The sequence below is a fragment of the Pseudomonas sp. WJP1 genome (assembly GCF_028471945.1).
Classification (GTDB): Bacteria; Pseudomonadota; Gammaproteobacteria; order Pseudomonadales; family Pseudomonadaceae; genus Aquipseudomonas.
The window spans coordinates 2,785,680-2,811,219 of record NZ_CP110128.1 but is presented as its reverse complement, the minus strand read 5'-3'; the positions used below and the strand labels follow the sequence as shown (position 1 = coordinate 2,811,219).

General features: G+C 61.4%; 24 protein-coding genes. 14 read left to right on the top strand and 10 right to left on the bottom strand.

Annotated elements, in window-relative coordinates; genetic code table 11:
* Window positions 1-69: 69 nt before the first annotated feature.
* From OH720_RS12780 to OH720_RS12760, 5 genes are read right to left on the bottom strand one after another with little or no spacing between them, the layout of a single operon-like run.
* The gene (locus tag OH720_RS12780; protein ID WP_272605903.1) at window positions 70-849 is read right to left on the bottom strand and encodes an SDR family NAD(P)-dependent oxidoreductase; all 780 of its coding nucleotides are present in this window, start codon (window positions 847-849) and stop codon (window positions 70-72) included.
* Window positions 846-2,024 carry an acyl-CoA dehydrogenase family protein gene (locus OH720_RS12775; RefSeq protein ID WP_272605902.1) on the bottom strand — a complete coding sequence of 393 codons (1,179 nt, stop codon included), beginning with the start codon at window positions 2,022-2,024 and terminating at the stop codon, window positions 846-848. Before OH720_RS12775 ends, OH720_RS12780 begins: the two co-directional genes overlap by 4 nt.
* Before the next feature lie 27 nt (window positions 2,025-2,051).
* Window positions 2,052-2,771: a histidine phosphatase family protein gene (locus OH720_RS12770; protein ID WP_272605901.1), complete on the bottom strand. Its 720-nt coding sequence runs from the start codon at window positions 2,769-2,771 to the stop codon at window positions 2,052-2,054.
* A complete protein-coding gene (locus tag OH720_RS12765; protein WP_272605900.1) occupies window positions 2,755-3,138 on the bottom strand; it encodes a DUF6285 domain-containing protein in 384 nt (127 codons plus the stop codon). The genes OH720_RS12770 and OH720_RS12765 overlap by 17 nt, the downstream gene beginning before the upstream one ends.
* Entirely contained in the window at window positions 3,138-4,193 is a 1,056-nt protein-coding gene (locus OH720_RS12760) for a phosphotransferase family protein (RefSeq protein WP_272605899.1), read from the bottom strand. The genes OH720_RS12765 and OH720_RS12760 overlap by 1 nt, the downstream gene beginning before the upstream one ends.
* A gap of 249 nt (window positions 4,194-4,442) precedes the next feature.
* Here OH720_RS12760 and prpR point away from each other — a divergent pair, with 249 nt between their 5' ends.
* Window positions 4,443-6,410 (top strand): propionate catabolism operon regulatory protein PrpR, encoded by a 1,968-nt coding sequence (gene prpR / locus OH720_RS12755; RefSeq protein WP_272605898.1) that lies wholly within the window; start codon window positions 4,443-4,445, stop codon window positions 6,408-6,410.
* An 18-nt stretch (window positions 6,411-6,428) separates the two neighbouring features.
* Here prpR and OH720_RS12750 read toward each other — a convergent pair whose 3' ends face one another.
* A complete protein-coding gene (locus OH720_RS12750; protein ID WP_272605897.1) occupies window positions 6,429-6,599 on the bottom strand; it encodes a hypothetical protein in 171 nt (56 codons plus the stop codon).
* 81 nt (window positions 6,600-6,680) lie between these two features.
* Here OH720_RS12750 and OH720_RS12745 point away from each other — a divergent pair, with 81 nt between their 5' ends.
* The 5 genes from OH720_RS12745 (at window position 6,681) to OH720_RS12725 (ending at window position 13,623) form a co-directional block, all read left to right on the top strand.
* Window positions 6,681-8,291, top strand: a complete 1,611-nt coding sequence (locus OH720_RS12745; RefSeq protein ID WP_272605896.1) for a long-chain fatty acid--CoA ligase — start codon at window positions 6,681-6,683, stop codon at window positions 8,289-8,291.
* A gap of 84 nt (window positions 8,292-8,375) precedes the next feature.
* The gene (locus OH720_RS12740) at window positions 8,376-8,705 is read left to right on the top strand and encodes a DUF485 domain-containing protein (RefSeq protein ID WP_272605895.1); all 330 of its coding nucleotides are present in this window, start codon (window positions 8,376-8,378) and stop codon (window positions 8,703-8,705) included.
* On the top strand, window positions 8,702-10,366 hold the full coding sequence (locus OH720_RS12735; RefSeq protein WP_272605894.1) for a cation acetate symporter: 1,665 nt from the start codon (window positions 8,702-8,704) through the stop codon (window positions 10,364-10,366). The genes OH720_RS12740 and OH720_RS12735 overlap by 4 nt, the downstream gene beginning before the upstream one ends.
* 46 nt (window positions 10,367-10,412) lie before the next feature.
* Window positions 10,413-12,185, top strand: a complete 1,773-nt coding sequence (locus tag OH720_RS12730; RefSeq protein WP_272605893.1) for an acyl-CoA dehydrogenase C-terminal domain-containing protein — start codon at window positions 10,413-10,415, stop codon at window positions 12,183-12,185.
* A gap of 175 nt (window positions 12,186-12,360) precedes the next feature.
* Window positions 12,361-13,623, top strand: coding sequence for an OprD family porin (locus OH720_RS12725; protein WP_272605892.1), 1,263 nt, complete (start codon window positions 12,361-12,363; stop codon window positions 13,621-13,623).
* Window positions 13,624-13,634: 11 nt separating this feature from the next.
* Here OH720_RS12725 and OH720_RS12720 read toward each other — a convergent pair whose 3' ends face one another.
* Window positions 13,635-13,934: a putative quinol monooxygenase gene (locus tag OH720_RS12720; protein ID WP_272605891.1), complete on the bottom strand. Its 300-nt coding sequence runs from the start codon at window positions 13,932-13,934 to the stop codon at window positions 13,635-13,637.
* Between the two features lie 78 nt (window positions 13,935-14,012).
* Window positions 14,013-14,696, bottom strand: coding sequence for a type 1 glutamine amidotransferase domain-containing protein (locus tag OH720_RS12715; RefSeq protein WP_272605890.1), 684 nt, complete (start codon window positions 14,694-14,696; stop codon window positions 14,013-14,015).
* A 298-nt stretch (window positions 14,697-14,994) separates the two neighbouring features.
* On the opposite strand from OH720_RS12715, the gene OH720_RS12710 reads away from it, so the two are divergent.
* Window positions 14,995-16,023, top strand: a complete 1,029-nt coding sequence (locus OH720_RS12710; protein WP_272605889.1) for a LysR substrate-binding domain-containing protein — start codon at window positions 14,995-14,997, stop codon at window positions 16,021-16,023.
* Between the two features lie 22 nt (window positions 16,024-16,045).
* Here the strand turns inward: OH720_RS12710 and OH720_RS12705 are convergent, their stop codons facing one another.
* Entirely contained in the window at window positions 16,046-16,246 is a 201-nt protein-coding gene (locus OH720_RS12705; RefSeq protein ID WP_272605888.1) for a YbdD/YjiX family protein, read from the bottom strand.
* A gap of 241 nt (window positions 16,247-16,487) precedes the next feature.
* Between OH720_RS12705 and OH720_RS12700 the strand changes: the two genes are divergently transcribed.
* From OH720_RS12700 to msrA, 3 genes are read left to right on the top strand one after another with little or no spacing between them, the layout of a single operon-like run.
* Window positions 16,488-17,093 (top strand): SCO family protein, encoded by a 606-nt coding sequence (locus OH720_RS12700; protein WP_008063745.1) that lies wholly within the window; start codon window positions 16,488-16,490, stop codon window positions 17,091-17,093.
* Window positions 17,093-17,581 carry a copper chaperone PCu(A)C gene (locus OH720_RS12695; protein ID WP_272605887.1) on the top strand — a complete coding sequence of 163 codons (489 nt, stop codon included), beginning with the start codon at window positions 17,093-17,095 and terminating at the stop codon, window positions 17,579-17,581. Before OH720_RS12700 ends, OH720_RS12695 begins: the two co-directional genes overlap by 1 nt.
* Before the next feature lie 53 nt (window positions 17,582-17,634).
* Window positions 17,635-18,141: a peptide-methionine (S)-S-oxide reductase MsrA gene (gene msrA / locus OH720_RS12690; protein WP_272605886.1), complete on the top strand. Its 507-nt coding sequence runs from the start codon at window positions 17,635-17,637 to the stop codon at window positions 18,139-18,141.
* Between the two features lie 39 nt (window positions 18,142-18,180).
* Here msrA and OH720_RS12685 read toward each other — a convergent pair whose 3' ends face one another.
* Window positions 18,181-18,720 carry a hypothetical protein gene (locus OH720_RS12685; protein WP_272605885.1) on the bottom strand — a complete coding sequence of 180 codons (540 nt, stop codon included), beginning with the start codon at window positions 18,718-18,720 and terminating at the stop codon, window positions 18,181-18,183.
* A gap of 170 nt (window positions 18,721-18,890) precedes the next feature.
* On the opposite strand from OH720_RS12685, the gene OH720_RS12680 reads away from it, so the two are divergent.
* The 4 genes from OH720_RS12680 to katG all read left to right on the top strand — a co-directional run bounded on the left by OH720_RS12680 (window position 18,891) and on the right by katG (window position 25,529).
* Window positions 18,891-19,412 (top strand): sigma-70 family RNA polymerase sigma factor, encoded by a 522-nt coding sequence (locus OH720_RS12680; protein ID WP_272605884.1) that lies wholly within the window; start codon window positions 18,891-18,893, stop codon window positions 19,410-19,412.
* On the top strand, window positions 19,409-20,377 hold the full coding sequence (locus tag OH720_RS12675) for a FecR domain-containing protein (RefSeq protein WP_272606441.1): 969 nt from the start codon (window positions 19,409-19,411) through the stop codon (window positions 20,375-20,377). Before OH720_RS12680 ends, OH720_RS12675 begins: the two co-directional genes overlap by 4 nt.
* 98 nt (window positions 20,378-20,475) lie before the next feature.
* Window positions 20,476-22,899: a TonB-dependent siderophore receptor gene (locus tag OH720_RS12670; protein ID WP_272605883.1), complete on the top strand. Its 2,424-nt coding sequence runs from the start codon at window positions 20,476-20,478 to the stop codon at window positions 22,897-22,899.
* A gap of 377 nt (window positions 22,900-23,276) precedes the next feature.
* A complete protein-coding gene (katG, locus tag OH720_RS12665; RefSeq protein ID WP_272605882.1) occupies window positions 23,277-25,529 on the top strand; it encodes a catalase/peroxidase HPI in 2,253 nt (750 codons plus the stop codon).
* The last annotated feature ends 11 nt before the right edge of the window (window positions 25,530-25,540 follow it).

Genomic DNA, 25,540 nt, shown 5'->3' with positions numbered 1-25,540 from the left:
GAGCAATCAGGGATGCCGGCAGGCCCCGTGTCGACGGTGATCATTGACTGTCCCTCCTCCAGAACACGGTCACAGACCTGAACAGGCATGGCCGCCGTCCACGGTGATCTCTGTCCCGGTCATGCCCTTGCCTGCCGCTGAAGCCAGCAACAAAAGCGCGCCGTCCAGGTCTTCACACTGACAAAAAGCGCGCGAAGGAATACGCGCACGAAGCCGCTCGCCCGCCTCGCTGCTCAAGAACGCCTGATTGATTTCAGTCGCCACATAGCCCGGTGCGAGCGAGTTGACCCGAATGCCGTGACGCGCGAGTTCAAGCGCCATTGATCGAGTCAGGTGACTCAAGCCAGCCTTGGCGGCGCAGTAGGGACCCACCCCGCCCCCGACCCTGCTGGCCAGGATGGAGGTGATATTGATCAGGCTGCCCTTTCTGCCCGCGGCGACCATGCGCCTCGCGGCCTCTTGGGCGACCATCCAGGCACCTTTGAGGTTGGTGTCGAGGATGGCCTGCCAGTCGGCATCGGTGTATTCGAGGACACGCTTGGTGTCGCTGATTCCCGCGTTGTTGACGACCACATCCAGCCCGTCCCAGTCACCCTCGATCGCATCCAGGCACTGGATGACCGACTCACGCGAGGTGACGTCCAGTTCGTAGGCGCGCGCCTGGTGGCCCTCGAAATGCATATCGCGGACCAATTCTTCAAGTCGATCGACACGTCGTGCCGCCACCGCCACTACGGCTCCGGCGGCCGCCAGGGTCTTGGCGAAATGCCGGCCCAGCCCGCTGGAAGCCCCGGTCACGAGGACTACTTGCCCACTCAGGTCGAACAGTTGCGAGGGATTACGGTTCATAGGGTTGCTCCTTGCACGCCACGCGCCAGGATTTTCTTCGCCAGACTCATGCGATGCACCTCGTTGGGACCGTCGTAGATGCGGAACCCGCGAGCGTCGCGGAATATCCGGTCGACGATGGTTTCGCCGGTCACGCCCTGGCCGCCCAGCACCTGGACGCTACGATCGATCACCCGCCAGATCCCTTCGGAGCTGATGACCTTGGTCATGCTCGATTCAAAGTTGCCACGCTCGCCCTGGTCCAGTACCCAGGCGCAATGCCACACGGCCAGGCGAGTGGTCAGCAGGTCCATTTCATTATCGGCCAGCATGAAACCGACCCCCTGGTGTTCACCCAGCACTTTGCCGAATGATTGCCGACGCCGGGCGTACGTGCAGGCCACGTCGTGGGCGCGTCGCGCTTGACCTAACCAACGCATGCAGTGGGTCAGGCGTGCCGGCGCCAGGCGCACCTGGGCGTAACGAAAGCCCTTGCCGATTTCGCCCAGAACGTCGCTGGCGGGTATCCGCAGGTTGTCGAAACGCAACACGGCGTGACCGCCGGTGAAGCAGCTATCGAGCGAGTCCATCATGCGCTCGAGGATGAATCCTGGTCGGTCGGTATCGGTCAGGAACATGGTGGCGCTGCCGTCTTCCATCCGCGCCATGATGATGGCGAAACTGGCGCCTTCGGCACCGGTGATCAACCATTTGCGCCCATTGATGATGTAGTCGTCACCGTCGCGCACCGCCGTCGTCGTGAGCATGGACGGATCAGAACCGGCACCGGGTCCCGGCTCGGTCATCGCGAAGCAGGAGCGAATATGCCCCTGGACCATCGGCAGCAGCCAGCGCTGTTTCTGCGCCTCACTCGCCACCACTTCCATCAAGTGAATATTGCCTTCGTCCGGTGCGTGGATGTTCAGCGCGGTGGGACCCAGCGGCGAGTAAGCGGCCTCTTCGAAAATGATCGCCTTGGCCACATGAGACAGGCCGAGCCCACCCATGTCCCGGGATGCATGGGGTGTCAGCAGCCCCTGGGCGCGCGCCTTCTCGACCAACGCCTGGCGCAGCCCTTGCGAAGGACCGTGTGGACCTTGGCGAGGGTCGTTTTCCAGCGGAATGATTTCATTGGCAATGAAGTGTCTGACCTTGGCCTGCAGTGTCAGAAGCTCGTCAGAAAGTGCGAAGTTCATAGGGTTTCCTTGGGTACTGGCTGTTTTTCAGGCCTTCAAGCCATCGGGTTGAATCGCGCTGAACAGATTTTCGAGGACCGTGTTGCGAATAGAGGATTTGTGCGGGTCGTAAGGGGTGAAGTTGAGCGTGCGAATGATTGCGCCCGTCACCTGACTGCCCTGCATATCGATGTCCAGGACATTCAGGCAGGCAGTGTCCTGTTCGAACGCGGCAATTTCCGACAGGCCGGACCCAACGGCCCATGCCAGCAGGACCCGGTTGACCGCGTCGTGACTGACGATCAGGGCGCTGTCCCATTCGGGTTCGTTGATGAGGTCGAAGAACACACCGAGTACGCGTGCCTCGAACGCGTCCCACCGTTCACCGCCAAGAAACGCCGCACCCGGTTTTGCGGCGAGTCGGTAAGCGCCGGTGACGGCTTCGAATAGCATGCCCGTGGGCAATTCACGCAAGCGCCCGGCGCGGATCTCGCGCAGTTCAGGCTTCGCGTCGAACGAAACGCTCCTTCCGGCCAGCAACTGATCCAGCGTCTGTCGCGCCCTTGGATAATCCGAGCACAGGATTCGATCAAACGTGAGCGCCTGCAGCACCTGCGCCAGCGCCCGAACCTGCTGTTCGCCAGTGCGAGACAGCGGTACCAGCCGAGGATCAAGCGGCTGGCCATCGGCACCGAAATACTCGACATGACCGTGGCGTACCAGATAGCAGCGGCGACGGCGGATGGGCAGATCAGACTGGGCGTTCATCGGCCACCACCTTCGGATTGCTGATTGCCAGGCGGGTCCAGGTGATCTCCCGCAACGCTTCCAGCAACGTATCGCTGGAATCGCCGGGTGGGTCATACAGCCCCTGGCGAATGAACTGGCTGAGCAACGCCCGCGCATCTTGCGGCGTGAGCCCGGCAAGACTGTGAATCCCGAGCACATCCGCCAGGCGCTGCTCTTCCACCAACTCCACCGTCGCTGCCAGTCCGATCTCCCGGCAAGCCATCGCCATCGCGCTGGCAATCATCCGGCATTCGTAATGCAGGCTTTGCGGCAGCGCCGGCATCAGCTGCTTGAGCAAGAGGTCACGGGCCGTTTCCATGAGTTCCACTGCGTTTGGATCAGTCATCACCGTCCTCCACTGAGCGCCAGGATTTCATATTCAAGTTCCGGCACCATTCGACCGGTGAGCGCCAATTCGAGAGAGCGCTGCTGACCCGACAGGTGACGCTGCGCCTGCTGTACCGCCACCACCGCCCAGCGCACATGGGCCATGAGCTGCCAGAATTTCAGCTCTTGAGCGCAGGGGCTGTACCCGCAAACCGCCTGGTAACCCTGCAGAAAGTCGCGCAACTCGCCCATGCCACCGGCTTCCCTGTCCGGACGGGCGAAACGCCAACATTTGGCGGTAAACCAGCCCAGGTCTTCACGAGGATCGCCCCAGCACGCAAACTCCCAATCCAACACCCCGCTCAGGCGCCCCTGATCGACCATGTAATTGCCCGTGCGGTAATCACGGTGAATCAGGCAGGCGGGCATGGGATCGGGTCGATTCAATTCACACCAGCGCAACCCCCATTCAATGACCGGGTGACTGCCCGGTAACGCATCGAGGTATTGCCGGTACAGATCGATCGTGGCCTGGATCGGGTCGCTGTGCGCAGCGGGCAGGAAAGCCAGCCCAGGATGATCCGGGGTGATCCGATGCAATAGGGCCAGGCTTCTTCCCAGTTCTGCGGCCAGTTCGCGGCGCGCAGCGTCCAGGTGATTGTCCGTGGTCAGGCGGTGGCCGCTGGCCGTCCCGCGCAGGGCCTGCATGATGAAAAAGTCACGGCCGATGACCGTGGCGTCCCGGCATAGCCACAGCGGCTCAGGCACTTTCACGCCTGCCTGGTGCACTGCACTCAGTACAGCGAACTCCTGGTCACGGCTCATGCTCGCCGCAACGGACGAAGGCGAGTCTGTGCGCAGTACCCACTCGCGCCTGACCTGGCGTCCACCCTCAGTGACCTGGGCATGTAACAGCCAGTTCTCCTGGATGGCGCCGCCGGAGAGGCGCTCACTTTTTTCGATGCGCAGCTGCTCGCAATCGAGCCGTGCTTTCAGAAAGTCTGCCAATGCCTGATGGGCATCGGGAATATCGATCCGTGTGTCCAGGAAATCTGGAGATTGGAGGGGCGTCATGGTTGGCTCTGTCCCATAGGTATTGACCTGTGTGGGGTAAGAGCAAGAGCCGCGCCAGATTCAAAACATGCGCCTGCTATTTATTTTTTATTTTTAAAAACAATCACTTAAGAACTACAAATCAATCCACCCCGGACCTTGCCGACAGCCATCGATTGCAGAGTTGAAATCTTTATTTCAACATGGAAAAGAATAACCACGATCAACAAGCGCCTTGAATCCGGCTTGCTCCAGAGAGCGCAATACCCCATGCCTACCGAACATTACCTGCCCCGCGTCGTCGCCCTGATCACCCATCTACGCACCCCGGAAGGCCCAAGCCGCATGGCACGGATCGTCCAGCAGGTCGTACCGGATTACTTGAACCGCACGCAACTGGAGATCGTGGAAACGACCGTCACCGAGCTCCTGGCCACGGGACGGGAGTTGGAAAGCCGGGGTGATGTCGACATGATCATCTGTTCTGGCGCCACAGCCGATTACTTGCGCCGACACCTGTCGACCACGATCCTTTCAATCCGCATGGGCGAATACGATTTGATTCGCGCGCTCGACCTGGCAAGGGCCAGGGCCACCAAGGTCGGCATTCTCAGTTTCCAGCACACTCATCCGGAACTGGAGGCCATGGCATCGCTGTTCACGGTCGATATTCGCCAGGCCACCTACACCAGCTTCGAGGAAGCACGCCAGCAAATCCGCGAGCTGATGGACGCTGGCTATGGGGTGATCGTCGGCTCCTCCACCGCCGTCGAAGTGGCCGAGGAAGCGGGCGCCCAAGGCGTGTTGGCGCTGAACGCCGATGCCGTGCGCAGAACGCTTGAAGATGCCTTGGCCATATGTCGCAGCCGCACGCTGGCGCTGATCCAGCAACAACGCCTGAATGCCGTATTGCGCAACCTGACCGACGGGGTGATCGCGATCGACGCCAATGGCCGGGTGCAATCGCTCAACCCCAAGATGGCGAGCTTTCTGGGCATCTCCAGCGAATGGGCCCATGAACGGCCGATCGGCGAGGTGCTGCCCGACCTGAACATTTCGCAAGTCCTGAGCAGCGGTGAGACCGAAGAAAGTCGCATCCTCAAGGTGGGCAACAAAACCCTGGCCGCCAACGTCAGCCCCATCATCGAGAATGGCAAGACCGATGGCGTCATCATCACGTGCCAGGAAACCACTGTCATCCAGCGTGCCGATCGCCGCATTCGTGCCCAGGTGCGCCCGCGGCAGTTCACGGCTCGCTACCACTTCGACCAGATCCTCGGTGACACGCCGGCGTTTCGCGACATGCTGCGCCTGGCCCAAGGCTATGCCCTGACCGATTCCACCGTATTGATCACCGGGGAAAGCGGCACGGGCAAGGAACTGCTCGCCCAGAGCCTGCACAATGCCAGCCCGCGCCAGCCCGGCCCCTTTGTCGCGATCAACTGCGCGGCCTTCCCCGAGACCTTGCTCGAGAGCGAGCTTTTCGGCTACGAGGAAGGTGCCTTTACCGGCTCACGCAAGGGCGGCAAGATCGGCCTGATCGAAACCGCGCACACCGGCACACTGTTCCTCGACGAAATCGGCGACATGCCGGTGTCCCTTCAGACCCGTTTGCTGCGCGTGCTGCAAGAGCGCGAAGTGCTGCGGCTCGGTGCCTCTGAGCCAACCCCCGTGGATATCAGGGTCATTGGCGCCACCCATTGCGACTTGCGCGAACGCATCGGTGACGGTCGTTTCCGCGAAGACCTGTATTACCGACTCAACATTCTGCGCCTGGCCGTTCCACCGTTGCGCGAGCGTCCCCAGGATATTGCCCCCCTGGCGCAGGCCATCCTGCAAAAAATCCCCCGGCGTCCTGAAGCCATGGCCTTCGATCAGCAGCACCTCCAGCAGCTGATGCCTTATCTGCTCAAGCATCGCTGGCCGGGCAATATTCGTGAGCTGGAGAACATCATCGAACGCGCCGCCTTGTCGGCCCACGAACTTAATGATCGGCAATCGGCGGGGACGCTGCCTACCCTGTTCCCCGAACTGTTTGAAGGTGACGACTTGCAAGCCCGGCCTGCCAGCCCGCAGCTGCCAGGTGCCGACCTGCGCAGTATCGGCAAAGCCAGCGAAATCGCGCATGTCAGGCAAGTCGTGGATGCCTGCGATGGCGATATGGATGAGGCGGCCCGACGGCTTGGCATCAGTCGGACCACCCTCTGGCGACGACTGCGCACCACGCCTGCGCGGTGACATCGAGGCATGCGTTGATCATTTCAATGATGAAAACGCATCCTTGAAATTTCGTTCCAGGTTTGAAATGGCCTGGGTCGCCAGGCGAGATCCCGAAGCCGAGCGATCTTCGTCCTCAATTTCTATCCAATTGATTTTAAACATTAATATCCAGAAAAGATGACCTGCATTGCCGATTGGCACAGCCATTGCTCTCACACTGGGGAGGGCCCGGTTTCGAGGTTGGAAACCCATGGCCCATACCAATAAGAACAAGGCAGGAGGTCGCCTGTGCAAGGCTTAATGATGAACTTCAACCTGGGTATTGCCGCCATCATGCGGCACGTCGAACAGGTTGCTGCCCATAGCGAAATCGTTTCGCTGTCCGCCGATGGACGCGTCCATCGGTACACCTACACAGAGGCCTTCGCTCGCGCTCGTCGACTGGCCAATGTACTCGATGATCTCGACAGCCCTGCCGGTGCCCGCGTGGGTACCCTGGCCTGGAACGATCACCGACACTTCGAGCTGCATTACGCGGTGCCGTGTTCGGGCCGTGTTTGCCACACCATCAATCCCAAGCTGTTCCCGGAACAGATCGCCTACATCATCGAGCATGCACAGGATGATGTGCTGTTCATCGATCCGCAGTTCATACCATTGGTCGAGAGCCTTCAGGCCCGGCTGTCTTGCGTGCGCCATTTTGTGGTCCTGTGCGGCCTCGACGAACTGCCGCCAAGCAGCCTGCCCAACCTGCTCTGCTATGAACAATTGCTCGATAGCGCTTCAGACCGTTACACCTGGCCCGAACTCGACGAGCAACTGGCCTGCGGACTTTGCTACACCTCCGGCACCACCGGGAACCCGAAGGGCGTGCTGACCAGTCACCGCAGCACCGTCCTTCATGGAATGGCACAGAACATGGCGGACAATGTCGGGCTGCGGGCCATTGATGTTGTCATGCCAATGGTCCCGATGTTCCATGTCAACGCGTGGGGAATGCCCTACAACGCGGCCATGGTGGGCGCCAAGCTGGTGTTGCCGGGTGCGCGCGTGGGAGATGCCGGCGCCATGGTAAGGCTGATCAACGAAGAGGCGGTGACCTTCTCGCTGGGCGTGCCCACCCTTTGGGCCAACATCAGCCAGTACCTGCATGCAAACGATCAGCAGATACCCAGCCTCAAACGTGCCGTCACGGGAGGCGCCGCCTGCCCTCTTTCGCTGATCCAGGCGATGGGCGCCCACGGCGTTGCCCTGGAGAATGGCTGGGGAATGACCGAGATGAGCCCGATGGGCAGCTATAACCGCTACCAACCCTGGTACGACACACTGGGTGATGAGGACCGAGGCCAGCAGTTACTCAAGTCCGGACGCGCACTGTTCGGCGTTGAAATGCGCCTGATCGACGAAGCGGGCGAACCGGTGGCCCATGACGGGATCGCCTGCGGCGCGCTGCAAGTGCGCGGTCCGTGGGTCAGCAGCGGTTACTACGGCCAGGCAACCCGGGAGGGCTGGTTCGACACCGGAGATATCGCCACCCTCGATGACCATGGCTACCTGCAAATCACTGACAGAATCAAAGACATGATCAAGTCCGGTGGTGAGTGGATCTGCTCGGTGGAAATCGAAAACGCGATCATGGCTCACCCGGACATTGCCCAAGCCGCGGTCATCGGAGTTACGCATCCTGTCTGGAGCGAGCGTCCGTTACTGGTGATCGTCTGCCGACAACCCGATAACGCCCCCAGCCATCAGGAGCTCCTGGCGTTCCTCGAAGGCAAGATACCCAAATGGTGGTTACCGGATGCGAGCGCGCTTGTGCGCGAACTGCCACACACGGCGACCGGCAAGGTCAGCAAGAAAACCCTTCGCGAGCACTTCGCGGATTTTGTCTGGCCATAACCGGCCCCCTTCTTTTGATCCATCCACGGCCTGGCACACGTCAGGCCGCACGGCAGCCCTACAACAAAAATAAACGGAGGCACCATGTCCGATACCGCTGAGCAGCTTTGCGATCACTACAGTCGCATCCGCAAGAGTCCGCGTTTCATTGTCCTGAGCAGGTCTCGTTCACGCACCTCCTGGCTACTCAGTGCCTTGGTGCTGAGCGCCTATTTTGTGTTCATGGCGGTCGCTGCATGCCTGCCTGAAGTCCTGCATACGCCGCTTTACCCCGGCAGCCACCTGACACTGGGAATGCCGCTGGGCGCATTGATCATCCTGGTTTCCTGGCTGCTCACCGGCTGGTATGTCCATCGCGCCAACACCCGCTTCGACAGCCTCAGCGAGCAAATCGTCCAGGAGTGCCGCCCATGAACCGTCCTCTGTCACTTGCGCTTGCCACCTGCCTGCCAGCCCTGCCCCTGTTGGCTCACGCCGACACGATCAGTGCCTCCAGGCAACCGATGAATCTTCATGCGATCGGTATTTTCTTCATCTTTGTCCTGGCGACGCTGCTGATTACCTGGTGGGCGTCGCGCCGCACCCGCTCGGCCCACGATTTTTATACCGCCGGGGGCGGCATCAGCGGATGGCAGAACGGACTGGCGATTGCCGGTGACTACATGTCCGCTTCGACATTGCTGGGGTTGTCCAGCCTGGTGTTTACCAAGGGCTATGACGGTTTCATCTATGTCATCGGCTTCTTTGTCGGCTGGCCGGTGCTTACGTTCCTGATGGCCGAACGCCTGCGTAACCTGGGGCGCTACACCTTTGCCGACATTGTTTCGTTCCGCCTCGATCAGCGCAAAATCCGGGTGCTGGCCGCCTGCGGTTCGTTGACGGTTGTCTGCTGCTATTTGCTGCTGCAGATGGTCGGCGCCGGGCAACTGATCAAGCTGCTATTCGGACTCGACTACTCGGTGGCCGTCGTGGTGGTCGGCGTGCTGATGCTGGTCTACGTGGTGTTCGGCGGCATGCTCGCCACCACCTGGGTCCAAATCACCAAGGCGGTTCTGCTGCTGGCCGGCGGTACGACCTTGATGCTCCTGGCCCTGGCTCAGTTCGACTTCAGCCTGGAGACACTGGCCAGGCGTGCCGTGGAGGTCCACGCCAGCGGCTGGAACATCATGGGGCCCGGTTCCATGCTGTCTAACCCGGTCAATGTCGCCTCCATGGCCCTCGGCCTGGTGTTCGGCCTCGCCGGGCTGCCGCACATCCTCATGCGCTTTTTCACGGTGGCCAATGCCAAGGAAGCGCGCAAATCGGTGTTCTATGCCTCGGGCTTCATCGGCTTCTTCTTTCTGATTGTTTGCGTGCTGGGCTACGCCGCCATCGTCATCGTCGGCACCGATCCGCACTATTTCGTGGACGGCAAGCCGGGCGGTGCGCTGGTGGGCGGCAGCAATATGGTGGCCATGCACCTGGCCCAGGCCGTGGGTGGGGACCTGTTTCTCGGTTTCCTGTCGGCGGTGGCTTTTGCGACGATTCTTGCCGTCGTCGCCGGCCTCACCCTCGCCGGGGCCTCGGCCATCTCCCACGACCTTTACCTGACGGTTTTCAAACAGGGCAATGCCAGCGAAAAGCAGGAGATGCGTGTCACGCGCCTGGCGGTCATCGGGCTGGGGGTGATTGCCATCGGCCTGGGCATCCTCTTCGAACAGGTGAACATCGCCTTCCTGGTGGGACTGACTTTCGGCATCGCCGCTTCGGCCAACTTTCCCGTGTTGATCATGGCCATGTACTGGAAAGGCCTGACGACGCGCGGGGCCATCTGCGGCGGCCTGGCCGGGCTCGCCTCGGCACTGACCCTGGTCATTCTCTCACCGACGGTCTGGGTCACTGTGCTGGGCCACGCCCGCGCCGTCTTCCCGTATGACCACCCGGCCCTGTTTTCGATGCCGGTGGCTTTCCTGGTGATTGTCCTGGTGTCCAGGCTCGATCGCAGCGCCCAGGCGCAAAAGGATCGGGATGGTTTCGACGACCAGAAGATCCGCGCCGAAACCGGCCTGGGCATAGCCACGGCCTCCTCCCACTGACCATCGGGGGCTGCCGTGCCCCCTTCTCATCGCCGAGATACCGAACATGAACACCTACAACGCCCCACTGCGCGACATGCGCTTTGTCCTGCATGAAGTCTTCGACGCGCCGGCACTCTGGGCGCGCCTGCCAGCACTGGAAGAGCGGGTCGATGCCGATACCGCCAATGCCATCCTCGAGGAAGCGGCAAAGGTCACCGGGCAGCTCATCGCCCCGCTCAACCGTAGCGGCGACGAGGAAGGTGCGCGGTGGCACGCGGGAACGGTCACCACCCCGTCCGGTTTCAAGGAGGCCTACGCCACTTACATCGAAGGTGGCTGGGTGGGCCTGAGTGGCAACCCCGACCATGACGGCATGGGCATGCCAAAGATGCTGGCTGTGCAGGTCGAGGAAATGCTCTACGCCGCCAACACCAGCTTTGCCCTCTATTCGACGCTTTCGTCCGGCGCATGCCTGGCGATCGATGCCCACGCCAGCGCGGATTTGCGAGCCACCTACCTGCCGCCGATGTATGCAGGTCGCTGGGCCGGCTCCATGTGCCTGACCGAACCTCACGCCGGCACCGATCTGGGCCTGCTGCGCACCCGGGCCGAGCCTCAGGCAGGGGGTGGTTATCGCATCAGCGGCAGCAAGATATTCATCACCGGAGGCGAGCAGGACCTGACCGAGAACATCATTCACCTGGTGCTGGCGAAGCTGCCGGACGCCGCGCCCGGAGCAAAGGGCATTTCGCTGTTCCTGGTGCCCAAGGTCCTGGTCAATGCCGATGGCAGCCTTGGCGCGCGCAATGCGCTGAGTTGCGGCGCCATCGAACACAAAATGGGTATCAAGGCCTCAGCCACCTGCGTGATGAACTTCGATGGCGCCACCGGTTACCTGATTGGCGAAGCCAACAAAGGCATGGCGGCGATGTTCACCATGATGAACTACGAGCGCCTGTCCATCGGCATCCAGGGCATCGGCTGCGCAGAGGGCTCCTACCAGGCCGCCATACGATATGCCCGAGAACGCTTGCAGAGTCGGGCGCCGGGCGGCGCTGTGGCCATCGACAAGGCCGCCGACCCGATCATCGTTCATCCCGATGTCCGGCGTATGCTGCTTGGCATGAAAGCACTCACCGAAGGCGGTCGCGCCTTTGCCTGTTACGTCGGCCAGCAACTAGACCTCGCCCGGTTCGCCGAAGACCCTGGGGAACGTCAGCGCTCCGGCGCCCTGGCGGCATTGCTCACCCCGGTGGCCAAGGCCTTCTTCACGGATACCGGACTGGAAAGTTGCGTGAATGGCCAACAAGTCTTCGGAGGCCACGGCTACATCCGCGAATGGGGCCAGGAGCAGTACGTACGTGACGTGCGCATCGCCCAGATCTACGAAGGCACCAATGGCATCCAGGCCCTCGACCTGCTGGGCCGCAAGGTGGTTGCCGATGGCGGTGCAGCATTGCGCCTGTTCTGCGCCGAAGCCCTGGCTTTTGCCGATGGCTGCAACCTGCCTTATAGCCGCGAGTTGGTAGCCGCCCTCGATCGCTTGCTGGCTGTCAGCGATTGGCTGATGGATAGCGCCAGGACAAATCCGAATGAGCTGGGCGCCGCCTCCGTGGAGTACCTGCACCTGTTTGGCTATGTCGCCTATGCCTACATGTGGGCCCGCATGGCTGCCGTGGCCAGCACCAGGCGCAACGAAGACCCGGTGTTCCATGACGCCAAACTGGCCACGGCGGCATTCTATTTCCAGCGCCTGCTGCCGCGAACGTTGGGGCTCGAAGCCAGCATTCGAGCCGGCAGCGCCACACTCTTCGGATTGGCTGAAGACCAGTTCTGATTGATTTTCAAGGCGCGGTCTTTGCTCATTCGGGCCGCGTCTTTTTTATTGGCCAACAACACGCGATGTGACCCAGGCAACCCGGGCATATCCCTTCCTTCATGACCCCTCTCATCGGGACGATGCGTCCCGAACGAACCCGGCTGTCCCATAAAAACAACAAGAGGCAACAAGCATGCGCCGAACGACCCTCAAGACCCCTCTATTCCTCGTCAGCGGCACGCTGGCCCTGTCGGCACCGGTCAACGCCGAGTGGATGGCCGACAGCAAAGCCACGCTGGAACTGCGAAACTTTTACATGAACCGGGACTTCCGCCAGCACAGTGCCCCCCAGGCAAAAGCCGAAGAATGGGCACTGGGTTTCCTGTTGCGTTACGAGTCCGGGTTCAGTGAAGGGCCGATCGGGGTCGGGGTCGATGCCTTGGGACTGTTGGGCGTGAAGCTCGATTCAGGCCCGGGACGCAGCGGTACTCAATTGCTCAAGCAGGATCGGGAAACCCGCCGTGCCCAGGACGAGTACGGCGAGATGGGACTGACCGCCAAGTTCAAGGCTTCTCGAACGGTGTTCAAGGTGGGCACCCTTTTGCCCAGGCTTCCCTCGGTGACCTACAACGATGGCCGCCTGCTGCCGCAAACCTTTCGCGGCGCTCATTTGAACACTCAGGAATGGGCGGGCCTGACACTCGACGCGGGCCAGTTGCAACGCGTCAACCAGCGCAATTCATCCGACTATGAGGACATGTCCGCCAGCAATGGCAGTGCCGGCGCCATCGGCGTGAAATCCGGCAAGACCAGCGACGCATTCAACTTTGCCGGTGCCGGCTATCAGTGGAATAGCCAGTTGAGCACCGCCTGGCACTACGGCGAGCTGACAGACATCTACCGCCAACACATCGTCAACCTGCTCCATACCCAGCCGCTGGGAACGCTGCAATCACTCAAGACTGAGCTGCGTGTCGCACGGGCAACCGATGCAGGCAACAGCCCTATCGACAACAAAGCCTACGGCGCCCTGCTGAGCTACAAGCATGGGAGCCATACCCTGGGATTTGCCTATCAACAGATGGAAGGCCGTACGGGATATGCCTATATCGCCGGCAGCGACCCCTACCTGTTCAACTACGTGCAGTTCGGTGATTTCGCCAACCGCGACGAGCGCTCCTGGCAACTGCGTTACGACTTCGACTTTGTGGTGTTTGGCATGCCGGGCCTGACATTCATGACCCGTTATCTCACCGGTGACCACATCGACCTGGGCCCCGGCCAGCCGAAAGGCGCCGAGTGGGAACGTGACACCGACATTGGCTATGTCGTGCAAGCAGGCCCCTTGAAGAACCTCGGCATCAAATGGCGCAACGCCACGGTGCGTACCCGCCATTTCGGCAATGACCTGGACGACAATCGCCTGATCGTCAGCTACACCCTGCCGCTCTGGTAAGCCAACAGCTGCTATGCGGTGACGCGCTGATACTTGACGATCCGCGCGTCACCTTGCAGCAGGTCCGAGGCTTGGGCGAGCGCCGCTTGAAGATGACGGGTTTGCCAATGCCGTGCCTCGGACTCCGCGCTTTCCCACACCTCAAAGGAGGAAAACTCCAGGGGATTGGCAAGGGATTGATAGTAGGCGTATTCCAGACAACCAGGCTCCAGGCACGTCTGCCGGCTGAGTTCGGCCAGCACGCCGCGCATCCCCTCAAGGCCTTGCGGTTTCACCACAAAACTGGCCATTACATAGACACGCGTATTCATATCTGCCAAACGCTCCAGTTGAAAACCGGCCACCCCGTGCTTTGCGTGGAAGCAACGCAGCGGCCGGAAACGCAGCCCTTAACGAGCCAGTTCTTTCAGCACGAGATCGGCGACAGGACCGCCGGAGGCGGGGTTCTGACCGGTGATGACACGCCGGTCAGCGACCGCAAACGGTGCCCATGGCTCCGCTGCCTTCTTGTAGATGGCGCCTCGCTTGACCATCTCGTCCTCGGTCAGGTAGGGGACGTATTGGTCCAGCTCGGCAATCTTCTCTTCATTGTTGGAGAAACCCGTGACCTCCTTGCCGTCAATCAGCAGCGAGCCATCGGACAGTTTGATGTTCAGCAACCCCACCGCACCGTGGCAGACAGACGACACGATGCCGCCGTTCTCATAGATGCTGCGGCTGAGGGCCTGCAACTCCTCGTTATCAGGGAAGTCCCAGACCACGCCATGCCCCCCGGCGTAATAGATGACCGAATAATCCGCCGGGTTGACCTGGTCTGGCTTAAGTGTCGCGCCCAACCGGTTCATGAAGGCCTTATCCTGATACCACTGCCAATCCCCCTCATCGGCCATTGCCAGGCTGTGGGGATCAATCGGCGTGTATCCGCCCTTGGGGCTGACATAGTCGACCTGGTAACCCGCGTCCTGGACTTTTCTGACGAAGTGCACCGCCTCACCAAGCCAAAGGCCAGTGGCACGTGCCAGGTTGGGATACTTGGGAAAGCTGGTCAGTACCACCAGCATTTTCTTGCTCATGTTCCACCTCACTTTTTCATGTTGCAAATGACAGGGGTAGCCCCTCGATCCGAGGTTGCCCCCCTTCCCTATCAGGTGTTCGTCCGCGAAGCATCGCAACAACATCATGACGGCGATAATCGGAGAAAAATGGTTGCGCAATGTCCAAGGCTGCTTTCAACTTTCCAAACCCCCTTGTGCATGCAGATGACGTTCGCCATGACTGGCATCCCGGCGAAATCACACCTTAATCCGCGCATCTGGACCTCGGTAGGCTCCGACTCGCAATTGACTATTCCATCTATGGAACACCTGTCCGATGTATGACCTGAATGAGCTGTACCTCTATGCACAAATTGTCGAGCACCAGGGCATCGGCGCTGCCAGTCGTGAGCTGGGCATCCCCAAGTCCAGACTCAGCCGGCATTTGTCGGCGCTGGAGGAGCGCCTGGGCATTCGCCTGATCAATCGCTCCACGCGCCAGTTCTCGGTTTCGGAACTCGGCCAGGAGTACTACCAGCACTGCCTGGTAATGCTGGATAGCGCGAGCGCGGCGCAATCGTTGATCGATAACAGCCGCACATCGCCCAAAGGTATCGTGCGGATAGCCTGCCCCACGGCCCTGCTCAACTTTCTGGTCGCCGGCATGATCGCCCGCTACATGGGTCGCTACCCCGAGGTCGAGGTCCACCTGGAAAGCACCAACCGCACGGTTGACCCGCTGCGCGAAGGCTTCGACATCGTCCTGCGAACCGGTTTTCCACCGTTCGAGGACAGCGGCCTGACCATGAAGACCCTGACGCGCAGTCCGCATGCACTGGTGGCAAGTCCAAACCTCATCGAACGTATGGGACAGGCCACATCACTGGCCGACCTGACGCGCTATCCGAGCCTCGATATGGGACCCTGTGCGCGTCAGTACCAATGGAACATGGAGGGGCCGGGCGGTGTACAAGCGACCGTGCGCCACAGCCCACGGTTGATCACCGATGACATGATCACGCTTCGACGGGTGGCGATAGAGGGCGGCGGCATTGTCCAGTTACCGGAACTGGTGGTGTTCAAGGACATTCGAAACGGCGTGCTCATACCGGTTCTGCAAGACTGGAAACCCAGGAGCGCAATCGTTCATGCTCTGTTTGCGTCAAGGCGCGGCCTGATGCCATCGATCAGAAGCCTGCTGGATTTCCTGGCGGACAGTTTCGCAGCGCTGGGCTTTGACAACCTGTATGAAGGCTATGCCCTCAGGGGCGACGAAGACGCCTGTTTTCTCACGGGGTCAACGCTTGCCGGCGAAGGCGATTTCAACGACGCCTTCGCCGGCAAGCCCGGCTCCTTCGGAAATTGATTCGACAGGCCACGCGTGGCGCTCAGCAACACCGCGTATTACATTTCCCACGCCCAAAACGCGCGTCCTGACGCTCACGGAAAAACGCCTCGTAGCTCATCACTGGCTCGCCCGGATGGTTGATCGCCCTCTGTGCCACATAGTTGTCGTAATCGGGAACGCCCACCATCAAACGCGCGCTCTGGCCAAGGAAACGGGCAGCCTGCTGCAGTCTACGGATCATGTCGATGCTCTCTTCACGGGTTTGGACAGCCCCATCAAATCGCAAGTTTGTATCTGCAATGTGTCCACTTCCCGGCCATTTGTATTCTCATGTATTCAAGCCCCCGCGACCTTTTGGCGCATGACCGGCTGGCCATCGATTGAGCGCCAATGGGCAACAGTTTGTTAACATCCCTGCGCTTTTTTTCGCCTGATCCGTCAGGCACTGTGTTTTCTCTGTTGCACACAGGAAGCTTTTTTCCATGAGTACGTTGTATTCCCGCCGCACTGTCCTGCAAGGCATGAGCCTGTTGAGCCTCGGCCTGCTCGCCGGCTGCGATGACAGCAGCAAGCTGTCGTTCAAGTACGGCAAGGACCTGAGCGACAAGATCATGGGGCGTTCCTTCAAGCTCAAGGACGCCGACGGCGAAACCCGGATGCTCGGTAGCTACCAGGGCCTGATGCCGATGATCTTCTTCGGCTTCACCCAATGCCCGGCCGTCTGCCCGACCACACTGGCCCGCGCCGCCCAGGCGAAGAAACTGATGGGCCGCGATGGCGAGCGCCTGCAAGTGGTCTTCATCACATTGGATCCCGAGCGCGATACTCCGCAAATGCTCGACAAATACGTCAAGGCCTTTGATCCGAGTTTCGAGGCGCTGTACGGCACGCTGGAAGAAACCGCCGCCACCGCCAAGGAGTTCGGCGTATTCTTCGAGAAAGTCCCAAGCGGCGATACCTACACCCTGTCCCACACCGCCACCAGCTTCGTGTTCGACTCCCGGGGCAATCTGCGCCTGGGCCTGTCCGCGTCCCTTACCGCTCAAGAGTGCGCAGAAGACCTGCTCACCGTCATGGAGGTCTGCTGATGACTTCGTTCTGCGCACCACGTATCAAACAGCTTGTACTGGGAATGGCCCTGATCGGCATGGCGTGGCAGGTCTCTGCGCAAACCCAAGTGAGCGACGCCTGGGTCCGGGCGACGGTGGCCGGCCAGCCTTCGAGCGGCGCCTTCATGACCCTGCAGGCCGACACCGACAGCAAGCTGCTCAGCGTGCAGTCGCCCGTGGCGAAGACCGTGCAGATTCACCAGTCGAGCATGAAAGACGATGTGATGAGCATGCAGCAGGTCGATTCCGTGGCATTGCCGGCCGGCAAGGCGGTGAGCTTCGATCCCCATGGCTACCACGTCATGCTCATGGACCTGACGGGCCAGATCAAGGAAGGCGACAGCGTACCCCTGACCCTGACCGTGGAAAACGCCAAGGGCGAGAAAGAAACGATCAAGGTCGACGCGCCGGCAAAGGCACTGAATACGATGGATCATGGCAATATGGATCACAGCAAGATGCATTGAGGGTCTGACGGCCTCCGCCACGGAGGCCGCTCTTTGATGGGAGGTGCGCAACGATGACGACGAACACCGAAACCGCCATCCTCGCTGGCGGCTGCTTCTGGGGCATGCAGGATCTGCTGCGACGCTACCCTGGCGTGATCTCCACGCGGGTGGGCTACACCGGCGGCGATGTACCCAATGCCACCTATCGCAACCATGGTTCCCACGCCGAAGCGATCGAAATCGTCTTCGACCCGGAGCAGATCAGCTATCGCCAGATCCTGGAATTTTTCTTCCAGATCCATGACCCGAGCACCAAAAACCGTCAGGGCAATGATCTGGGCACCAGCTATCGTTCAGCGCTCTATTTCCTGGATGACGAGCAGAAACGCATCGCCGAAGACACGGTGGCCGACGTTGACGCCTCCGGTCTCTGGCCCGGCAAGGTGGTCACCGAGATAGAACCCGCCGGGCCATTCTGGGAAGCGGAGCCTGAGCATCAGGACTACCTCGAGCACTACCCCAGCGGTTACACCTGCCACTTCATACGACCGAACTGGATCCTGCCCAGACGCAAGTAATGGCGGGCGCCGGCTTGCCGGCCCCTTCGGGTCCATGGATCAAGACAGATAACCGCGCTGCACGCTGACCCGCCGATCGATGGCTTGTCGCAACCGTTCGCTGTGTTCGGCCCACACCTGGGGGTCGACCTTGGGCGAACGCATCAGTTCGAGCATGGCCGACTGTGCCGCCCGGTATTCGTCCAACGCATCGCCGGCCATGATCTTCAAGCGCTCGCCTGCGGTCATTTCCAGGCGTCGCAAGGCCAGTACCGTTTCGTCGGTGATGACCGTGCTCAAGGTCAATTGCGCTCGATGGGGCGCGATGAAAGGCTGGGTTTCCAGCAGGATAGCCCTGGCCCGCTGTCCGCCCCATTTCAAGGCCAGCGCAAACGGCTCGCGCAGGCCGCGGTCATGAAACTCTTCACAAATCGCTGCCCCCTCGGCGGTGTAGATCCCGATGAATACCTGGGTCATCCCCTGTGGCGTAATGCGCGCCTGCACCTCTATTTGCCTGCCGTCGCCCAACACGTCTTCATAGGTTTTGACGGGCAGGCGTTTATTGAGCCAAAGCCAGAACTGTGCGCCTCTATGTCGCATTCACTACCCTCCCCAGGATCGCTTCCCGAGTAAGGCACAGGATGGCGCCGTTCGCCATGCCGGCGGTCGTTTGAGTGCGGCGGCCGGCCGCCGGATCGCCCCCCTTGCCGTCATCATTGGCGCTCATTACAATTGCTAATAATTCTCACTAGCAAAAAAACAATCACGCGATGAGCGACTCTCTTTCCGCCACTCACCAACTTCACGTGCGCAGTGTCGAAGCCCTGTACGTTGGCCATCAGGGCTGGCTGCACGCCTGGCTGTTGCGCAAGCTGGGCAACCGGGTGGACGCGGCCGACCTGATGCACGATACGTTCACGCGTATCCTGGCGGCCAGGTCGCTGCCGGAGATTGCCGAGCCACGGGCCTACCTGACCTGTGTGGCCAAGGGCATCCTGGTCAACTGGTATCAACGCCAGGCGCTGGAACGGGTCTACCTGTCGGCCCTGGCGCAGATGCCCGAGGCACTTGCCCCCTCGCCGGAAGTGCGATTCCTGATCCTCGAGACCCTGCATGAAGTCGATGCACTGCTCGATGCCCTGCCGCCACTGGTCAAGCGCGCGTTCCTGCTGTCGCAGATCGGCGCGATGAAGTACGAGGACATCGCGACGCAACTCGGCGTCTCGCTCATCACCGTCAAGCGCTACATGAAACAGGCGTTCGTGCAGTGCCTGACGTTGATGCACCAATGAACGGCCAGGCGATGATCAGCCCCGCCGTCCTGGACGAGGCCGCCGAATGGCTGATGCGCCTGGGCGAAGGTGCGCTCAGCGAGTATGAACGCGCGCAATGGCAACAGTGGCGAGCCAGCAGTGCCGAGCACGAATGCGCCTGGCAGCGGGCGGAGTGCCTGCTGGGCAAACTGGGGGGCTTGCCACCGGAGCTGGCGATACCAACGCTCGACCGCCCAGCCAACCCGCAACGCCGCGCATTGCTCGGGCGCCTGGCGGCGCTGCTGGCGCTGGCCCCCGCCTCCTGGGCCGGATGGCAACTCAACGAGCGCCAGGGTTGGACCGCCGACTACCACTCGCCGATTGGCGCGCGTCGCCAGTTGACGCTGGTCGATGGCAGCCAGGTGACCCTCAACACCGACACCGCGATCGATGTGGATTTTGACCCGCAGCAGCGCCTGATCAGGCTGCGCAAGGGAGAGATCCTGATTCAGACCGCGCCAGACATCCAAAAGCCCGCCCGACCGTTGCGGGTGTCCACCGCACAGGGCCGCCTGCAGGCGCTGGGCACCCGTTTCAGTGTGCGCGAGGAAGACGGTATCTCGCGCCTGGCGGTGTTCGACGGCCGCGTGCAAATCGAACGCCATGCGCAGCCCAAGGCGGCGCCGGTGATCCTGCTCGCCGGGCAACAAACCACGTTTTCCGACGCTGCGATCGGCGCCATCACCCAGGCCGACAGCGCCCTGACGGCCTGGACCCAAGGCATGCTGGTGGCCGACGGCATGCACCTGGGTGACTTCGCCAGAGAGCTGGCGCGCTATCGCCATGGCCTGGTGCGCTGCGATCCGGCCGTCAGCCGGCTGCGCATCTCCGGCGCTTTCCCCCTGGACGACACCCGGCGCGCGCTGAGCATGCTGGCCTCGACCTACCCGGTGCAAGTGACGACGCACCTGGGCGGATACTGGGTGACGATTGCAGCCGTTTGACCCACTCAAAAAATAATTGCAAAGAGGTGATACTTTTTTCGCGCTGGGCTGGCAAGGGAAGACACCCCCTCTCCCTTGCCGACAGGATCACCCCCTCGATGCCCGTTGAACGCTCTTTACGCTTGACCCCTCCCCTGCGCCGTACCGCCTGCAGCGCCGTCTTCAGCCTGATGCTCGCGGGCGCCTGCGCCCCCGTCTGGGCGGCAGGGTCGCAACCGCCAGCCATCGCCGATGCCCGTGGTTATCAGATTCCGCCAGGCCCGCTGGGGCAAACGCTGTCGCGCTTCGCCGCCGACAGCCAGATAGCGCTCTCGTTCGACCCCGGCCTGACCGATGGCCTGCAAAGCCCCGGATTGTCCGGCACCTATTCGGCGCTCGAGGCGCTCACCCGCCTGCTGAGCGGCAGCGGCCTGCAATTGGTCCAGCGCGCCGACGCCAGCTACACCCTGGAGCGCGACAGCCACGGCGACGCACTGCAACTCGGCGCGACCTCGATCACTGGCCAGCGCCTGGGCGTGACCACCGAAGACACGCACTCCTACACCACCAGCGAAGTCAGCATCGGCAAGGGCAACATCAAGCTCAAGGACATCCCGCAGTCGGTGTCGGTGGTCACGCGCCAGCGCATGGACGACCAGAACATGAACAGCCTGCAGGACGCCATGCGCCAGGTCACCGGGGTCACGATCAAGACCTACAACTCGGGCTCCAGCCTCAACGATGTATACATGCGCGGCTTCCTGGTCGACCAGGTGCAAGTCGACGGCGTCTCGCAACCCACCGGCCAGGGCGACATGGCCACCGCGTTCGACCTCGCGATGTATGACCGCGTCGAAGTGCTGCGTGGCCCTTCGGGCCTGTATCAAGGGGCGGGCGAGCCCGGCGGTACCATCAACGTGGTGCGCAAGCGGGCCCTGGGCCGGTTCGCCCTGGGTGGCGAACTGGCCGCAGGTTCCTACGACCACTACCGTTCCTCGGTGGACGTTACCGGCCCGTTGAACGACCAGGGCAGCGTGCGCGGGCGCTTCATCACGGCCTACGAAAACAACCAATCCTTCGTCGACTACGCCCAGAACGAACGCCCGATGGTGTACGGCCGCCTGGAACTGGACCTCGACCCGTCCACCACCCTGTCGGTCGGCGGTGCTTACCAGCAGAACCACTCCACCCCGGCGTTCGGCTTGCCGGCGTACGCCACCGGCAAATTGCTCGACGTACCGCGCTCGACCTTCGTCGACGCCAAGTGGAACGAACTGAACGAAAAAGTCTGGGAAACCTTCGCCGAAGTCGATCACGCCCTGGACAACGGCGGCCAGTTCAAGACCACCCTGACCTACCGCGATGCCGAGACCCCCAAGCGCAACTTCACCTGGGCCGATGGCGCGGTCGATCCTGACACCGGCGACAGCTGGGCCGTAGCGTACAACTACTACACCCACATCAAGTCCATCGGTGCCGACAGCTTCGTCACCACGCCCTTCGACGCCCTGGGCCGCACCCACGAATTCACCCTGGGCGCCGAATACCAGCACCTGGACAAGGACTTCACCTACGGTGGCGGCGACTACTTCCCGATCAACGTGTTCGACCCGGGCAGCATCGACATCCCGAAACAGGACTACGTGAAAAACAACGGCAACTGGTCCAAGTCCGATCAATACGGCCTCTACACCCGCGCCAAGTTCAACGTCACCGACTGGCTCGACGTGATCGGCGGCAGCCGGGTGACCTGGTACGAGAGCGACGCGAAGAACGCCAACGCCTTCTTCAACAACTTCGGCAGCGCCCACACCAGCATCAACCGCAAGGTCGTGCCCTATGGCGCAATCATCGGCAAACTGAGCCCGGAACTGTCGGCCTACGCCAGCTACACCGAGGTGTTCAAGCCGCAAAGCGAACTGGGTTCGGACAATACGCCGATCGGCCCGCGCGAAGGCCAGCAGTACGAAATCGGCCTCAAGCGCGAGTTCTTCGACGGGCGCTTGAACGCCAGTGTCGCGGTGTTCCGCATCTATGATGAAAATCGCGCCGAATACAACAACGCCACGGCAGCCTACGAGGCTCAGGGCAAGGCGCGCAGCCAGGGCTGGGAAACCGAACTGAGCGGTAACCTGAGCGACAACTGGAGCATCGTCACCGGCTACGCCTTCACTTCAACCAAATACCTGAACTCCGATGATGGCAATGAAGGCAAGACCTTCAGCACCATCACCCCCAAACACAACTTCAACCTGTGGACCAAGTACGAGTTCAGCGACGGCCCGCTCAAGGACTTCAGCGTCGGCGGCGGCGTGCGCGTGGTCAGCGACACGTACTACCAGCGTGACGTCAAATTCGAACAGAGCGGCTATGGCATCGCCACGGCGCAGGTGGGCTACAAGATCAACGACAACCTGTCGACGACGCTGACCGCCAACAACCTGTTCGATCGCAAATACTACGATCGCGTGGACGCTTCCTGGGGCACCAACTTCTATGGCGATCCACGCACCCTGACGCTGGCGCTGCGCGCACAGTATTAATCCCACCGATAGAGGTTCGCCAGTCATCGCTGGCGAACTCGATAGCGGCAAAGGCGCCTTGAAAGATTCCGCCTATCGGCTACAAATACTCCAGCTATTAGCCGTCTGCCCAAGGGCGGTCTAGCCTTATCTAACGCCGGTGCGGTCTGGCCGGCCTAGACCTGATAAGAAGATAAAGCAGGAGTCAGTAACCGACTAGGCATACCGTGGGTCATCCCGTTGGCAATTCGCTTGCCAGTGCCGGTGATGCCCATTTGGCCACGATGATCAGTTGATCGACTTGCTGGGCCAACAGCCTGAGTCATTGATTTCACTCACCGCCATCGCACCTTGACCGGGACGCTGGCTGAATGAACACGACCAAAGGTAGCTCACAGATGGGAACTGAAACGAAATGCCCGTTCAATCACGCAGCGGGTGGTGGCACCACGAACCGCGATTGGTGGCCGAACCAGCTGAATCTGAAGATCCTGCACCAGCACTCGTCCTTGTCTACCCCCGCGGACGAGGGCTTCAACTATGCCAAGGCGTTCAAGACCCTGGACTTTGCCGCGCTCAAGCGTGACCTGACCGCCCTGATGACCGATTCGCAAGACTGGTGGCCTGCGGACTTCGGACACTACGGACCGCTGTTCGTCCGTATGTCCTGGCACGCCGCGGGCACCTACCGTACCGGCGATGGCCGGGGCGGCGCCGGTTCTGGCCAGCAGCGCTTTGCGCCGCTCAACAGCTGGCCCGACAACGTCAGCCTGGACAAGGCTCGCCGCCTGCTGTGGCCGATCAAGCAAAAATACGGCAACAGCATTTCCTGGGCCGACCTGATCGTGCTGACCGGTAACGTCGCGCTCGAAACCATGGGCTTCAAGACCTTCGGTTTTTCCGGCGGCCGGCCTGACGTCTGGGAACCCGATGAAGATGTCTACTGGGGCTCGGAAAACAAATGGCTGGGTGGCGACGTGCGCTACGACAAAGCGCAAAAAGCCGTGCAAGAACCCGGCGAAGGCCCGCTCGTCGCGGAACCCGGGGAAAATGAAGAGAGCCGTACCGAGCAGGGACGCAATCTGGAGAACCCCCTGGCGGCCGTGCAAATGGGCCTGATCTATGTGAACCCGGAAGGCCCGGAAGGCAACCCCGACCCGGTCGCCGCCGGCAAGGACATCCGCGAGACCTTCGGCCGCATGGCCATGAATGACGAGGAAACCGTGGCGTTGATTGCCGGCGGCCACGCCTTCGGCAAGACCCACGGCGCCGGCCCCGCCGACAATGTCGGTGCCGAGCCCGAAGCCGCTGGCCTCGAGGAACAGGGCCTGGGCTGGAAGAACAAGTTCGGCACCGGCAAAGGCCCCGACACCATCACCAGTGGCCTGGAAGTGACCTGGACCACCACGCCGACGAAGTGGAGCAACAACTTCCTGGAGAACGTGTTCGGCTTCGAATGGGAACTCACCAAGAGCCCGGCGGGCGCCCACCAGTGGACGCCGAAGAACGGTGCTGGCGCCGGGATCATTCCGGACGCGCACGACCCGTCCAAACGTCGCAACCCGACCATGCTGACCACCGACCTGGCGCTGCGCTTCGACCCGATCTACGAGCCGATTGCACGGCGCTTCCTGCAGAACCCCGACCAACTGGCCGACGCGTTCGCCCGTGCCTGGTACAAGCTGCTGCACCGCGACATGGGCCCGCTTTCGCGCTATCTCGGCCCGGAAATGCCCAATGAAGAACTGCTGTGGCAAGACCCGATCCCTGACGTCGATCATCCGCTGGTCAACGACAGCGACGTCGCGGCCCTGAAAAGCCAGGTGCTGGCCTCGGGCCTGTCGGTCTCGCAACTGGTCACCACGGCCTGGGCCGCGGCCGCAAGCTTCCGGGGTTCGGACAAACGCGGCGGTGCCAACGGCGGGCGCTTGCGCCTGGCCCCACAGAAGTTCTGGCAGGCCAACCAGCCCGACCAACTGGCGGGCGTATTGACGAAATTGGAAGGCATCCAGCAAGAGTTCAACGCCAGTGGCAAGAAGATCTCCCTGGCTGACCTGATCGTCCTCGCAGGTTCTGCAGGTGTTGAGCAGGCGGCAAAAAATGCCGGGCACACCATCACGGTGCCCTTCACGCCAGGGCGCACGGACGCTTCCCAGGAACAGACCGATGTCGAGTCCTTCGGTTTTCTCGAACCGATCGCCGACGGCTTCCGCAATTACCTCAAGGGCCGGTACCGCGTGTCGGCAGAGTCGCTGCTGATCGACAAGGCACAGTTGCTGACCCTCACCGCGCCGGAAATGACCGCGCTGATCGGCGGCATGCGCGTGCTCAAGACCAACGTCGGACAGACTGCCCACGGCGTCTTCACCACACGGCCCGAGGCGTTGACCAAGGATTTCTTCACCAACCTGCTGGACATGGGCGTGGAGTGGAAACCGCTGTCGGAGGCCCAGGAAGAGTTTGAAGCGGTCGACCGCAAGACCGGCCAGAAAAAGTGGACGGGCACGCGCGTCGACCTGGTCTTCGGCTCCAACTCGCAATTGCGCGCGCTGTCGGAGTTCTATGCCAGTAACAGTGAGGAGAAGTTCGTGAAGGACTTTGTGGCGGCCTGGACCAAGGTGATGAACCTTGACCGCTTCGACCTGAGGTGAGCTGAATCGTT